Consider the following 12,890-nt stretch of genomic DNA (forward strand, 5'->3'; position numbering starts at 1 on the left):
ATTGTGTTTTTTATAAGAAAAACAAAGGATATATGGGAAGAATTCGGACTATAACAATATGTGTCCGTGAAAAAATATTTCTTCCTGAAACGACACCGTTCTCCCTTCGGCAGGGGGGGCGTCGCCGCATCTCAATGCAATAGCCCGGCCTGCCGATTTTTTCGGCAGGCAGGGCTATTGCGTTCAGCTTCTCAAATGCTCTACATCCTTAAGTCGGTGGCTCATGCTGTGCAGCTGCTCCTCCAGCACCGGCACCCGACGGGCCAGCTCATTGTGCATCCGCACCTCTCGGGTCAGCGCCTCCAGCTTCGTGTCCGTCACGGCCTGGGCCCGCTCCAGGCGGCTCTCCATGTCCCGGGCGTGTCGGCTGTTGGAGATCAGCACCCCCGCCAAGGTGGCTGCACCGGTGATAATAGCCGCCAATACGGTCTCGATCATCTCTCTCCCTCCCCTCCGGCAAAAGCTCCTCTTGCCTGTGGGGGGAAAGTCAACCAAAGTTGCCTGCTTCGCTGCCTGTTTTCAGGCAACAGGCAGCACAAAAGCCGCCCCCATGGGAGCGGCTTTCAAGACTGTCGAAAAACCCTCCGGGTTTTTCCGACAAAAGGTTTTATTTCTTTGCCGCCTGCGGGCGGCAAACTCTGCGAGGCTTTTTGACACAATGGCTATAGGGCAAGGCTTATTTTTTCAGCGTTCCGTTGGCCGAGGCGGTGAGGTAGGCGTTGATGAACCCATCAATATCCCCGTCCATTACATTCTGGATGTTGCCCGTTTCAAAGCCCGTCCGGGTGTCCTTCACCAGAGTGTAGGGCATGAACACATAGGAGCGGATCTGGCTGCCCCACTCAATCTTCATCTGCACGCCCTTGATGTCGGAAATCTTCTCCGCGTGCTGCTGGGCCTTCATCTCCGCCAGCTTGGCCCGGAGCATCTTCATGCAGTTGTCCCGGTTTTGGAACTGGCTGCGCTCGGTCTGGCAGGAGACCACCACCCCGGTGGGGATGTGGATAAGCCGCACCGCCGAGGAGGTTTTATTGATGTGCTGGCCGCCGGCGCCGCTGGAACGGAACACCTGCATCTCGATTTCCTCGGGACGGATCTCAATTTCGCTGTCGTCCTCGATTTCCGGCATGACCTCCAGAGCGGAAAAGCTGGTCTGCCGCCGGGCATTGGCATCGAAGGGGCTCACCCGCACCAGGCGGTGTACGCCGTTTTCGCTCTTGAGATAGCCGTAGGCGTTGTCCCCCTCGATGAGGATGGAGGCGGATTTGATGCCGGCCTCGTCACCGTCCTCATAGTCCAGCAGCTGGTAGGTGAACCCGTGGCGCTCGGCCCAGCGGGTGTACATACGGTAGAGCATCTCTGTCCAGTCCTGGGCCTCGGTGCCGCCGGCCCCGGCGTGGAAGGTGAGGATGGCGTTGTTGGCATCGTACTCCCCGGTGAGCAGGGCTGCCAGACGGCGCTCGCTTATCTCCTTTTCCAGAGTCTCACAGCCCTGGGCCACCTCGTCCAGTTGGCTGGCGTCGTCCTCCTCCTGGGCCATCTCGCACAGGGTCAGGGTGTCCTCCCAGTCGGAGACCAGGTGGTCGTACTTCTTGATTTTATTTTCCAGGCGCTTGATCTTCTGAGCGATGCGCTGACTGCGCTCCACATCGTTCCAAAAGCCCTCCTGCTCCGTTTCGATCTGCAGCTCGGAAAGCTCTTTTCGGGCGGACTCAATATTCAGAGCCTGCTCCAGCTCCTTCAGCGTCGGCTCCAGGGCCAGAAGCTTTTGCTTATAAGCATCATATTCAATGACTGCCATGGTCGGTGTCTCCTTCTCAATAATTCCTTAGCCTTACTATTATAGCCGAATCCGTCTCCGCTGTAAAGCATCAATTCACACCTTTTTGCCGCAAAAAGGTCCCGGACCGCCGCCGATCCGGGACTTTTCCTCAAATTATGACCCGATGCACCCCGCTGTATGCGATGCCAGCCGCCTCCAAAGCGGCGGTGACGGCCTCCTCCTGGTCCACCTCCGCCTTCCAGGCAAGGCCGCATCCGGCGGTGATCTCCCGGGGCACCGGGATCAGCCGCCCGGGAACGCCCCTTTCCAGGCAGTATTTTTCCGCCGCCATGGCGGCGGCGGTGGCGTCAAAGGTCACCACCAGGCACAGTTTTTTTTGCAGCATATCAGGGCCTTACGATGAGGTCGGCGGCCATCTGCTTTTCCACGATGTCGTACATATTGGTCACGCCGCCCACGGCCAGCTTCTCCGTCAGCCCGTAGAAATTCAGGCAGGTGCCGCAGGTGAGAATTTCCACGCCCCGCTCCGCCATGGATTGCAGGTCCTCCAGGGACAGGGAGCCCTGGCAGGTGAGGGACGCTCCGCCGTTATAAAACAGGATGGTCTTAGGCAGACGCTCCTGCTGGCTCAGAGCGTAGAGAAAGGCCTTCAGCAGGTTCTTACCCAGCTCGCCCTGGCCCTCGCCCATGTGGTCGGCCGCCACCACCACAACGGTGTTTTTCTGCCCGGCGGGAACGGCGCACACGGTCTCCTCATTCTCGGCGGGCAGGTCGGCCCCGGCGCCCACGGTCATGGTGACCCGGTACTCGTTTTCTCCCAGCTTCTCGCTCTCCACGCCGTAGCCCTTTTGATTGGCCATCTTGGTCAGGTTCTGCACGGCAATTTCATTGTCAACTAAGGTCTCCACCACACCGCCGTCTGCGCCCAGCTGGCGGATGGCGTCCTTGGTCTTTACCACGGGGATGGGGCAGGTATCGCCTATAGCGTTCACTTTCAGCATTTTTATATCCTCCAATCAATATGCAGTATAATATAGTATTTATCCGATAACGCGAATTTCGATGTCCTCGCTGTCTGTCACTTCTCCCACGACGGCTGCCGGCGCGCCGCCCCGGCGCAGGTCCTCCACCAAGGCCGCCGCCTGCTCTTTGGGCAGAGCCACCAGCAATCCGCCGGAGGTCTGGGGGTCAAACAGCACCTCCTCCATGGCGAAGGGGACATTTTCAAACCGCACGAAGGGCCCGGTGTGGTTGCGGTTTCGCTGCCCCGCCGCCGTCAGCAAAAATTCATCCGCGTGGCGCAGCGCCTCGGAGAAAACCGGTACTGCCCCGGCCTCGATGCGGCAGCTGTGGGCCCCGTCCATCATCTCATGCAGGTGGCCCAGGAAGCTGAACCCCGTCACATCCGTGCAGGCGTGAACCTCGTAGGCCCGGCAGCACTGGGCGGCATATTTATTCAGGGTGGTCATGGAGGCAATGGCGGCTTCCATAGCCTCGGCGCTGGCCTCGCCTACACGGTTTGCGGTGCAGAGAATGCCCACGCCCAGCCGCTTGGTCAGCACCAGGCAGTCACCTGTTTGGGGCGTGTTGTTGGCGTAAATATGGTCCGGGTGGACAACGCCCATAACCGACAGACCGTATTTCACATCGCTGTCGGCGATGGAGTGGCCTCCGGCCAGCACGCCACCGGCCTCCGCCACCTTTTCCGCGCCGCCGCGCATCATCTCCCCCAGAATATTCAGGTCCGACTTCTCCGGGAAGCACACAATGTTCAGCGCTGTTTTTACCTGGCCGCCCATGGCCCATATATCGCTGAGGGCGTTGGTGGCTGCGATCTGCCCGAAGGTGTAGGGGTCGTCCACCATAGGCGGGAAAAAGTCCAGGGTCTGCACCACCGCCACCTCATCCGTCAGCTTATACACGGCGGCGTCATCCTTGCTGTCGTAGCCGATGAGCAGCGCCGGGTCCTTGTCAAACTTCGGCAGCCTTTCCAGCACCCGGCTCAAAATGCCGGCGCCCAGCTTGGCGGTGCAGCCGCCGCCCTTACAAAACAGTTTTTCGTTACCCATAAGGTGCCTCCTTATTCTGCCGCCTGATAAGGACAGTCCTTGCTAAACGGCTACACTCTAAGCATAGCACAAAACCCCGGAATGTAAAATAGATTTACTGCATAGAATGCCCTGATTTATCGTTTCTTCCTATAATTTCACACCCAGAAGTCCGAGGTTGCACCGGAGACCTCTTTCTGTTATAATAATAAGTTGTATACCTGCCCGAAAGGAGTTTCTGTTTTATGCGCGTCATAGATTTGGAAAATATTAACACAGCCATGCGCAATGAGGAGCAGTTCGTTCTGCGCTGCGAGGAGGTCTTTCACGATAAGATCGGCTCCGCCGCGGCTACCATTTTAGCTGATAAAGCCAAAAAGCCCATTGTGGCCCTCACCGGCCCCTCCGGCTCCGGCAAGACCACCACAGCCATGCGCCTGCAGCAGTATCTGGAAAACCTGGGCGTAAAGGTCTGCATGCTGAGCATGGACAATTTCTTCCTGCCCCTGAACCAGCGTCCTCCGGAGGCCGCGGACTGGGAGAGCCCTTACTGCGTCAACCGCCAGCTCCTGGTGGACTGCATCCACCGCTTATCCGACGGCCAGGAGGTGGATATTCCCTGGTACGATTTCGTCACCGGCAACACCGGCGGCTGGCACAAGATGCAGGGCGACAAGGACGCCATCATCATCGCCGAGGGCATCCATATGCTCAATCCCCTGATCTTCGACCAGCTGCGCAGTGAGGCCAACGGCATCTATGTGGCCCCCCGCACCCGCATTATAACCAATGAGGATAAGATCGTCCGGCCCGAGCAGCTGCGGGTGGTCCGGCGCATGATCCGGGACTACAAGACCCGGGGCCACTCCCTGCAGGACACCGTCCGCAAGGCCCAAAGCGTGGATCGGGGCGAGGTGAATTATATCCAGCCCTATAAGAATAACGCCGCCATCCACATTGACAGCTTCCACGACTACGAGCCCTGCATCCTGGCCAAATACCTGGAGGAGATCCCCCGCTTCCGGGAGGAGCTGACGCCGGAGTTCATCAGCCAGTACGGCCTTACAGATCTGATGAAGGCCGTGGAGAGCGTTCCTCCCCTGCACACCCCCTATGTGCCCCTGAATTCCATCGTTCGGGAGTTTGTGGGCGGCAGCTGCTTCCAGTATTGAAAACGGGAAAACCGGGAAGGCGGCGGAAGAATTTCACCGCAGGCCCTTTTTGGCAGCCTCCGGGACTGATTTCTGCGGTGAGGGAAGCCCTTTTTTGGGTTTCCCTCACATTTCTTCCCTGCAGAGGGAATGTCCTGATTTCCCGGGCAGCCCAGCCAAACCGAAAAAATTTATTTTCCGTGCAATAAATCGACCCTCCCGTGCATTACCCGGATGACAGGAGAAAAAAGCCCATGCTCAATATGCTGATGACAAGTGAATATGCCCCGGCGGAGGAGCGGCACCGGCTGCAGCGGATGCTCCTCCGGGTTGCCGAAGGGGAACGCGAGGCACTGGCGGAGCTGTATCGGCACACCCGGGCGGCGGTGTACGGCCTGGCGCTGTCGTACCTTAAAAATGCGCACGACGCCCAGGACCTGACCCAGGATGTCTATGTGCAGGTGTGGGACTGCGCGCAGCAGTACCGCCCCACCGGCTCGCCCATAGGCTGGCTGCTGACCGTGTGCCGGAGCCTGTGCCTGATGCGTCTGCGGCGGGAAAAGAACAATGCCGCCCTCAGTGAGGAGGAATGGGACGCCATTCCTGCCCAGGCGTGCGGGCTGGATGCCGATGAACGCATTCTGCTGCAGCAGGCGCTGGGGTCTCTGGCAGAGGAGGAGCGGCGCATTGTGCTGCTCCATGCGGTTACGGGCATGAAGCATCGGGAGATTGCGGCCCTGCTGGAGCTGCCGCTTCCTACCGTCCTGTCAAAATATCACAGAGCATTGAAAAAGATGCGAAGTACTCTGGAAGGAGATGACGCCCGATGACCAATGAAAAAATGGAGCAGAGGTTGGCCTCGGCCCTGGAAAAGACTGCGCCGGACGATGTGAGCGGCGTTCTCTCCCGCTGTGAAGTGCGGAAAGGAACGGTAAGCAGCATGAAAGCAAACCATACAATAAAGAAAAAATGGGCAACCCTTGTGGCCGCCTGTCTGGCGGTGATCCTGTTGGGCGGCGGAGGCGTGCTTTACCAGCAGGCAAATGCGGCCGCGTCCGTGGTGTCCCTGGATGTAAATCCCAGCATCGAGCTGCGGGTCAGCCGGAGTGAAAAGGTGCTGGCCTGTGCGCCGCTCAATGAGGATGCAAAAGCCATTCTTGCGGATATGGGCGGTGGGGCCGACCTCAAGGGGGCCAAGCTGGATGTGGCGGTGAACGCCATTGTAGGCAGCCTTGTGCGTAACGGCTACCTCAGCAGCATTTCCTCCGCCATTATGATCTCGGTGGAGGACAAGAATACCGCCCGGGCGGAAAAGCTTCAGCGGGAGCTGACGGACGCCGTGGACGGCGTATTGCAGACAAGTGATGCAAAGGCATCGGTTCTGACGCAGACCCTGACGCAGGATGCGGCCCGGGAGCAGCAGGCCCGGGAAAACAGCATTTCTACCGGCAAGGCGGCGCTGGTGAATCGCATTCTCGCCATCAACCCGGCACTGCAATTCGATGCGCTTGCAAAGCTCTCGGTGGAGGAGCTGAAGGATCTGGCGGAGGCGGGCGCGCCTGCCATGCCCATCGGCAAGGACAAGGCATTGAGCATTGCTGCGGCGGCCTTCAGCAGGGATCTTGCAGATGAGATACGGTACAGTGAGGTGGATGCGGAGCTGGATGAATCCCCGGCACAGTATGAGGTGGAGATCACCGGCCAAAAGGGCGAGGAAATAGAGTATAAGATTGACGCCTACACCGGCACGATCCTGGAGAGTAAGCGCGAGACGGAGGAAAAGACATCTGCGGCGCAGCCCACCTCCTCCGGCGACATCGGCCACGCCAAGGCGAAAGCCATCGCCCTGAACCACGCGGGCGTGAGCGAGAGCAAGGCGTATGACATGGAGATCGAGCTGGACGAGGAGGACGGGATGCTCGTCTACGAGGTGGAGTTCAAGTCCGGCGGCATGGAGTACAGCTACGAGATTAACGCCGCCACCGGCGCGATCGTCAAGCAGGAGGCGGAGCCGGATCGCTGAGCCCCCTAAGGTGGGCAGGCCGATGGCCTGCCCGCCCGGGGCGGTCCTTGAAACTTTGAAAAAGTTCCAAAAACTACTGATTTTAATGGCGAGGGACACCCTTTTTGGGTGTCCCTCGCACTTCCTTCCTTGCCGTTATCGCAATTCCTGCCACTTTATCGACAGCCTCTTTTTTACTATTATTTTATGCGGTTTGGGTTGAACAATTTACATTTCGACTCTATAATAAACTATACATACGAAAATGCTTCAGGGCGGTCATCGTGGATGACTGCCTTGCCCTGTATCGGGTCCGGCAGGCTGTTGGGCGTTGCCGTGGGTCTGTGCGGCGGCTGGGCAGTGGGGACGCTGCGAGGAAGGAGGAAGGAGGCAAAGGATGAGGAAAAGAAGGAAAAATAGCAGAGGGCTTTCCCAATATGTCCCCTCGGCACTGCTGTTTTTACTGTTTGAAGCTGTGGCGGTTACGCTGTGGCTTACAAAGGGCAACCTGTTTTATCTGCTGAATTTCAGCTATATCGGGGCCTGTCTCGGCCTGGGGACGGCACTGTTTACCGCCGGGAAGCGCTATGCCCGGCATTTCGTGCAGGTGGCGGTGGGCAGCTATATGCTGCTGTACCTGGGCGTGATCTCCCATGAGAATATGCAGATCGAGGGCTTTTGGTACTATCTGTTTTTGGGCGTATTTGAGGCGGCGACCATCCACTACGCCGTGGCGAAGATTTTTGGGCCCTTGCTTTTTGGCCGGGGCTGGTGCGGCTACGCCTGCTGGACGGCCATGGTGCTGGACTTTCTGCCCTATAAGCAGCCGCAGAAGCCACGGAAGAAAAAACTGGGAATTTTGCGCTATGTGATGTTTGCGCTGTCTCTGGCCTTGGTTTCCGGTCTCTTTCTGATGAAGGCCGCGCACCTGGAGGAGATCATGTTCTGGCTTTTCCTTGCCGGAAATGCGCTTTACTACATCGCGGGCATTGCGCTGGCCTTCCTGTTCAGGGATAACCGGGCATTTTGCAAGTACCTGTGCCCCATTACGGTGTTTCTCAAGCCCATGAGCTACTTCTCCCTGCTGCGGGTCCACTGCGACGAGGAAAAGTGCATCCACTGCGGCAAATGTCTGCGCACCTGCCCTATGGATGTGGAGGTCAACCGGGAATCCCGCAAGCGGAAAAACGGGACAGAGTGCATCCTCTGCTACGAATGCACGAAGGCCTGCCCCACAAAGGCGCTGCACTGAGGGAAGGGATCTTGGGGCGGCGCGGCACCCTGCGCCGCATCACCAGAGGCCCATTACATGCTGCATCAGCAGGCTGACGGCGGTGATGCTCACCCAGCAGCAGGCACCCAGCAGCAGGGGCTTGCCGCCGCTTTTTACCAGCTTGACGAGATTGCTGTTCAGCCCGATGGCCGCCATGGCCATGATAATGAAGAACTTGCTCAGCTCCTTCAGGGGCCGGAACACGGCTCCGGACACGCCGAGGGATGTGCAGAGGGTGGTGACTACCGAAGCGCAGATGAACCACAGAATGAACAGGGGAAAGGCGTTTTTCAGCCGGAAGCGTCCCTGACCGTCTCCGGCCTTCTTCGCCTGCAGCAGCGAGAGCACCAGTGTAATGGGAATGATGGCCAGGGTACGGGTCAGCTTGACGGTCACGGCTTTATCCAGAGTCTGACTTCCCAGATCCCACATGCTGTCCCATGTGGAGGCTGCCGCCGTGACGGAGGAGGTGTCGTTTACCGCCGTTCCGGCGAAGATGCCGAAGGCCTCGCCGGAGGTGGTGTCAAAGCCGATGGCCTGCCCCAGCAGCGGAAACAGCAGCGCGGCCAGTACATTGAAAAAGAAAATGACGGAGATAGACTGGGCAACCTTTTCATCATCCGCGTTTATGACTGAGGCCGTGGCGGCGATGGCGCTGCCGCCGCAGATGGAGGAACCCACGCCGATCAGTGTGCCGGTTTCCCCGTCAATATGCAGCAGCTTGTGCAGGGCAAAGGCTACCAGCAGCGATGTGGTAATGGTGCAGACGATGATGGGCAGCGACTGCTTTCCGGTTTGCAGCACCACATTCAGGTTCAGACCAAAGCCCAGCAGCACCACGGCTGCCTGCAAATTTTTCTTAGAAGTAAAGCCTATGCCCGGCTTGCAGGATGCGCCCGGTGTCCAGAACAGGGCAATAAGCATCCCTATGAGGATGGAGAAAACCGGCCCGCCGATCACCGGCACCAGCTTTCCCAGCAGCCAGGAGGGAACGGCAATGGCAAGGCACACAGCCAGGCCCGGTATATTTTTCTTAATGGATTGCATAGTGGGAGACTCCTTTATTTTTTTCTATACCATCGATTGACAAGGGCAAACTGTGTCTACCCTTGTCAATCGATGGTATTATAGCAGGATATGCGGGAGATAACAAGGCACTGTAAAAATATAGGGGCGGATGCGGCGGGGCAGCCTGCCGCTGCTTTGCGGAAAGGAAGTTTTTCATTGACACCGCCGGGGTGTTTCCTGTAATATGGTGCTTAATGGCTGCCGATAAGGCAGTAAAATTGCAATAACGGTAAAGAAGGGTGCGCGTGGGAGACCCAAAAAGGGTGTTCTGCGCCATTAATAAAATATGAAACCGGTGACATAAAAATCAGCGTGCCTTGCAGCAAAGGCGAAAGGCGGAGGCTTATATGCTAACTGTGCAAAATCTTTCCCACGATCCGTTTTATAACCAGGCCTTTGAAGAATACATCTATCAGACCTATCAGGACGATGATATTTTCCTGCTGTGGCAGAACTCCCCGGCGGTGGTGGTGGGCAGCTACCAGAACATCTGCCGGGAGGTCCATGTGGAGGCCCTGCGGCAGCGGGGAATTCCCGTGGTGCGCCGGATCAGCGGCGGCGGGACGGTCTATCACGACCTGGGCAATGTGAACTATACCTACATTATCCGCACGAACGGCGCTTTGGACTATGACGCCGTGCTCTCGCCGGTGATCGCGGCGCTGAACGCCATCGGCGTTCCCGCCCGGAAGAACCGAACCTGTGACATCGCCATCGGCGATTTGAAAATTTCCGGCAGCGCCCAAAGGATGATAAAGGGGCGGCTGCTGCACCACGGAACGCTGCTGTTTTCCTCGGATCTGGGCGTGCTGGATCAGATCACTACCCACCGGAAAAACGACTGCTTCCAAAGCCGGGGGACCCAGTCCGCCATCTGCACCGTCACAAATATTCAGGAGCATTTGGAAAGCCCCATGACCATTGGGGAATTTCAGGATCGGCTGCTGAGGCAGATGGTGCCGCCGGGGAGTCCGCATCTGGCCCTGACGCAGGAGCAGGAGGCGGAGGTCTGCCGCCTGCGGGATGAAAAATACCGCAGCTGGGAGTGGACATGGGGGAAAACCCCTGCCTTTACCTACGAAAAGTCCGGGGCCTTTCGCGGCGCGCCCATCCGCGTGGCCTATCAGGCCAAGGGGGGTATCGTTTCCGGCGCGGTCATCGACTGCGTCGCCATTGACGGGGTCCTGGCGACGCAGCTTCTGAACGGCGCGCGCTTAGACCCGGAGGGCTTTGCCGCCATCTGCCGCCGACTGGCAGGGGAGAGGGCGGAGGAGCTGATGGACTGGCTCATGTAAAGAAGCTTTAAGCGCTTTTGAAAATCGTATTGCCGGGTACGGCAGAAAGGAACAACACGATGGAAAAGAAGATCAATATGCCTAAGCTGGCACCGGAAATGGAAAGCGGCGTTTTGTGCGCATGGCTGAAGGAGGAGGGCGAGAGCGTCGCGGCAGGCGAGCCCCTTTTTGAGATTGAGACCAATAAAGTAGTTAACCAGGTGGAGGCCACTACCTCCGGCGTGCTGAAAAAGCAGCTGGTGGAGGAGGGGGACACCGTTCGTGTGGACACCGCCGTGGCGGTGGTGGAAGCGGAGTAAGACATGGAAAAGAAACCGGAATGGCTGAAGGTCCGCTACAATCAGGACGCCGTCAACGAGGTGGCGGCGCTGATGCGGGATCTGAAGCTGAACACCGTCTGCAAGGAGGCCAACTGCCCCAATCTGGGCGAGTGCTACCAGAAGCACACCTCCACCTTTATGATCCTCGGCAGTGTCTGCACCCGGAACTGCCGATTCTGCAATGTGACCACCGGCCACCCTCTGCCCCCCGACCCGGAGGAGCCTATGAATGTGGCAAAGGCAGCCAAAAAGCTGAATCTGCGGCATGTGGTCCTGACCTGCTCCACCCGGGACGACCTGCCGGACGGGGGCGCGGAGCAGTTCGCCAAGTGCGTCCGGGCCATTCGGGAGGTCTGCCCCGGCACTACCGTGGAGACGCTGATCTCCGACATGAAGGGCGACCACGCCTCTCTGGACACGGTGATCGCCGCCCACCCGGAGGTGCTGAACCACAATGTGGAGACGGTGAAGGAGCTGCAGGCTGCCGTGCGGCCCCAGGCCCGGTACGAGCGGTCCCTGGGCGTGCTGCGCTACTGCAAGGAGCAGGACCCCACGCTGCTGACCAAGACCGGCTTCATGGTGGGGCTGGGAGAGACGGAGGAGCAGATCAGCCGCCTGATGGACGACATTCTGGAGACCGGCTGCGACATTCTCACCATCGGGCAGTATCTCCAGCCCTCGCCCCAGCACTATCCCCTGGCGCGGTACGCCACGCCGGAGGATTTTGCCCGCTGGAAGGAGCTGGCGCTTACCAAGGGCTTCCGCCATGTGGCCTCCGCGCCGCTGGCCCGGAGCTCCTATAAGGCCTGGGAGGCACTGGAGGATGTCCATGATCTATATTGAGACCGGCTCCACGGATGTGTACTATAACTTCGCTCTGGAATACTACTTCACCCTGGAAAAGCGTCTGCCGGATACGGTGTTCCTATTCTGGCGCACCACGCCGACCTTGATGGTGGGCAAGTACCAGAATGTGCTGGAGGAGATCAACAAGCCCTATGCCGATGCCCACGGCATTCATCTGGTGCGCCGCATGAGCGGCGGCGGCACCATCTATACGGACATGGGCGGCTGGCAGTTTACCTTTATCCAGCACAAGGAGGCTGGGGAAATCGAATTTGGCCAGTATATCGCCCCGGTGATTGACGCATTGCGGGAGATGGGGGTCAACACCGCCTTCAACGGCCGCAACGACCTGACCATCAACGGCAAGAAGTTCTCCGGCAACGCCCAGTACCGGCTGGGCGACTGCATCGTGCATCACGGCTCCCTGCTGTTTGACACGGATATTGCCCAGATGGTGGCCTCCACCACCGTGGACAGCTACAAGATCACCTCCAAGAGCATCAAGTCCGTCCGGGACCGCGTGACCAACATCTCTGAGCATCTTCCCGGCCCCATGGACGCGGAGACCTTCAAGGAGACCATGGTGCGCCACATTATGAACGGCAGCACCGCTACCTATACCGTCACGCCGGAGGACGACGCCCGCATCCGGGAGATCGCCCGGGAGCAGTTTCAAAGCTGGGAGCGGATCTTCGGCAGAAGCCCGAAGTTCACCATTGACCGCACGGGCCGCTTTGCCGGCGGGAAGGTCCAGTTCAAGCTGGATGTGCAGAAGGGGCTTATCCGGGATGCCGCCGTATACGGCGACTTCTTCTCCACCCTGGACGCCGACACCCTCTGCGCCGCGCTGCTGGGCTGCCCCTATGAGCGGGGGGCGGTGCTGAAAGCCCTCCGCAGCCACGGCATCGACGGGGCGGTATACCGCATTTCCGCCGAGGAGCTTGCATCGGTGGTGGTTGACTAAAGCAAATCCTATATCAGCGTGTCGAAAAACCCTCCGGGTTTTTCCAACAAAATCACACCCGGCTGCCAAAAGCGGCCGGGTGTGATTTTGTCGGGGAAAAGCTCCGTTTTTTTCGACAAAGGTATCACAGTGAGTTTTTT

14 protein-coding genes are annotated in these 12,890 nt (G+C 58.6%); 8 read left to right on the forward strand and 6 right to left on the reverse strand.

The genetic code is table 11. The features are described 5' to 3' along the window. Positions 1-183: 183 nt before the first annotated feature. The 5 genes from KI236_RS11425 to selD form a co-directional block, all read right to left on the reverse strand. On the reverse strand, positions 184-438 hold the full coding sequence (locus tag KI236_RS11425) for a hypothetical protein (RefSeq protein ID WP_212822046.1): 255 nt from the start codon (positions 436-438) through the stop codon (positions 184-186). Positions 439-676: 238 nt separating this feature from the next. Continuing rightward, the gene (prfB, locus tag KI236_RS11430) at positions 677-1,801 is read right to left on the reverse strand and encodes a peptide chain release factor 2 (RefSeq protein ID WP_212822048.1); all 1,125 of its coding nucleotides are present in this window, start codon (positions 1,799-1,801) and stop codon (positions 677-679) included. Between the two features lie 130 nt (positions 1,802-1,931). Further along, positions 1,932-2,168, reverse strand: a complete 237-nt coding sequence (locus KI236_RS11435; RefSeq protein WP_212822050.1) for a DUF3343 domain-containing protein — start codon at positions 2,166-2,168, stop codon at positions 1,932-1,934. A 1-nt stretch (position 2,169) separates the two neighbouring features. Continuing rightward, positions 2,170-2,784 carry a sulfurtransferase-like selenium metabolism protein YedF gene (yedF, locus tag KI236_RS11440; RefSeq protein ID WP_212822052.1) on the reverse strand — a complete coding sequence of 205 codons (615 nt, stop codon included), beginning with the start codon at positions 2,782-2,784 and terminating at the stop codon, positions 2,170-2,172. 39 nt (positions 2,785-2,823) lie between these two features. Then, positions 2,824-3,852 carry a selenide, water dikinase SelD gene (gene selD, locus KI236_RS11445; protein WP_212822054.1) on the reverse strand — a complete coding sequence of 343 codons (1,029 nt, stop codon included), beginning with the start codon at positions 3,850-3,852 and terminating at the stop codon, positions 2,824-2,826. Between the two features lie 224 nt (positions 3,853-4,076). Here selD and KI236_RS11450 point away from each other — a divergent pair, with 224 nt between their 5' ends. From KI236_RS11450 to KI236_RS11465, 4 genes are all read left to right on the forward strand, one after another. Next, entirely contained in the window at positions 4,077-5,003 is a 927-nt protein-coding gene (locus KI236_RS11450) for a uridine kinase family protein (RefSeq protein WP_212822056.1), read from the forward strand. Between the two features lie 233 nt (positions 5,004-5,236). After that, positions 5,237-5,812 carry an RNA polymerase sigma factor gene (locus tag KI236_RS11455; protein ID WP_212822057.1) on the forward strand — a complete coding sequence of 192 codons (576 nt, stop codon included), beginning with the start codon at positions 5,237-5,239 and terminating at the stop codon, positions 5,810-5,812. Further along, positions 5,809-7,005, forward strand: a complete 1,197-nt coding sequence (locus KI236_RS11460; RefSeq protein WP_212822061.1) for a PepSY domain-containing protein — start codon at positions 5,809-5,811, stop codon at positions 7,003-7,005. The genes KI236_RS11455 and KI236_RS11460 overlap by 4 nt, the downstream gene beginning before the upstream one ends. A gap of 376 nt (positions 7,006-7,381) precedes the next feature. Next, a complete protein-coding gene (locus KI236_RS11465) occupies positions 7,382-8,236 on the forward strand; it encodes a 4Fe-4S binding protein (RefSeq protein ID WP_212822065.1) in 855 nt (284 codons plus the stop codon). Positions 8,237-8,275: 39 nt separating this feature from the next. On the opposite strand, the gene KI236_RS11470 is transcribed toward KI236_RS11465, so the two are convergent. Further along, positions 8,276-9,304, reverse strand: a complete 1,029-nt coding sequence (locus KI236_RS11470; protein WP_212822069.1) for a YeiH family protein — start codon at positions 9,302-9,304, stop codon at positions 8,276-8,278. A 368-nt stretch (positions 9,305-9,672) separates the two neighbouring features. Between KI236_RS11470 and KI236_RS11475 the strand changes: the two genes are divergently transcribed. From KI236_RS11475 to KI236_RS11490, 4 genes are read left to right on the forward strand one after another with little or no spacing between them, the layout of a single operon-like run. After that, complete coding sequence (locus KI236_RS11475) at positions 9,673-10,620, forward strand: lipoate--protein ligase (protein WP_212822078.1); 948 nt, start codon at positions 9,673-9,675, stop codon at positions 10,618-10,620. Between the two features lie 59 nt (positions 10,621-10,679). Further along, a complete protein-coding gene (locus KI236_RS11480) occupies positions 10,680-10,919 on the forward strand; it encodes a biotin/lipoyl-containing protein (RefSeq protein ID WP_212822080.1) in 240 nt (79 codons plus the stop codon). Between the two features lie 3 nt (positions 10,920-10,922). Further along, on the forward strand, positions 10,923-11,783 hold the full coding sequence (gene lipA / locus KI236_RS11485) for a lipoyl synthase (RefSeq protein WP_212822082.1): 861 nt from the start codon (positions 10,923-10,925) through the stop codon (positions 11,781-11,783). Next, on the forward strand, positions 11,770-12,750 hold the full coding sequence (locus KI236_RS11490) for a lipoate--protein ligase (RefSeq protein WP_212822085.1): 981 nt from the start codon (positions 11,770-11,772) through the stop codon (positions 12,748-12,750). Before lipA ends, KI236_RS11490 begins: the two co-directional genes overlap by 14 nt. Positions 12,751-12,890 lie beyond the last annotated feature (140 nt).

Origin of the sequence: Vescimonas fastidiosa, assembly GCF_018326305.1 — a bacterium.
GTDB classification, from domain to species: domain Bacteria; phylum Bacillota; class Clostridia; order Oscillospirales; family Oscillospiraceae; genus Vescimonas; species Vescimonas fastidiosa.

Excerpts from the sequence above, each read along its gene's own strand:
- KI236_RS11425 (WP_212822046.1), bottom strand. The coding sequence starts at position 438 with ATGATCGAGACCGTATTGGCGGCTATTATCACCGGTGCAGCCACCTTG.
- prfB (WP_212822048.1), bottom strand. The coding sequence starts at position 1,801 with ATGGCAGTCATTGAATATGATGCTTATAAGCAAAAGCTTCTGGCCCTG.
- KI236_RS11435 (WP_212822050.1), bottom strand. The coding sequence starts at position 2,168 with ATGCTGCAAAAAAAACTGTGCCTGGTGGTGACCTTTGACGCCACCGCC.
- yedF (WP_212822052.1), bottom strand. The coding sequence starts at position 2,784 with ATGCTGAAAGTGAACGCTATAGGCGATACCTGCCCCATCCCCGTGGTA.
- selD (WP_212822054.1), bottom strand. The coding sequence starts at position 3,852 with ATGGGTAACGAAAAACTGTTTTGTAAGGGCGGCGGCTGCACCGCCAAG.
- KI236_RS11450 (WP_212822056.1), top strand. The coding sequence starts at position 4,077 with ATGCGCGTCATAGATTTGGAAAATATTAACACAGCCATGCGCAATGAG.
- KI236_RS11455 (WP_212822057.1), top strand. The coding sequence starts at position 5,237 with ATGCTCAATATGCTGATGACAAGTGAATATGCCCCGGCGGAGGAGCGG.
- KI236_RS11460 (WP_212822061.1), top strand. The coding sequence starts at position 5,809 with ATGACCAATGAAAAAATGGAGCAGAGGTTGGCCTCGGCCCTGGAAAAG.
- KI236_RS11465 (WP_212822065.1), top strand. The coding sequence starts at position 7,382 with ATGAGGAAAAGAAGGAAAAATAGCAGAGGGCTTTCCCAATATGTCCCC.
- KI236_RS11470 (WP_212822069.1), bottom strand. The coding sequence starts at position 9,304 with ATGCAATCCATTAAGAAAAATATACCGGGCCTGGCTGTGTGCCTTGCC.
- KI236_RS11475 (WP_212822078.1), top strand. The coding sequence starts at position 9,673 with ATGCTAACTGTGCAAAATCTTTCCCACGATCCGTTTTATAACCAGGCC.
- KI236_RS11480 (WP_212822080.1), top strand. The coding sequence starts at position 10,680 with ATGGAAAAGAAGATCAATATGCCTAAGCTGGCACCGGAAATGGAAAGC.
- lipA (WP_212822082.1), top strand. The coding sequence starts at position 10,923 with ATGGAAAAGAAACCGGAATGGCTGAAGGTCCGCTACAATCAGGACGCC.
- KI236_RS11490 (WP_212822085.1), top strand. The coding sequence starts at position 11,770 with ATGATCTATATTGAGACCGGCTCCACGGATGTGTACTATAACTTCGCT.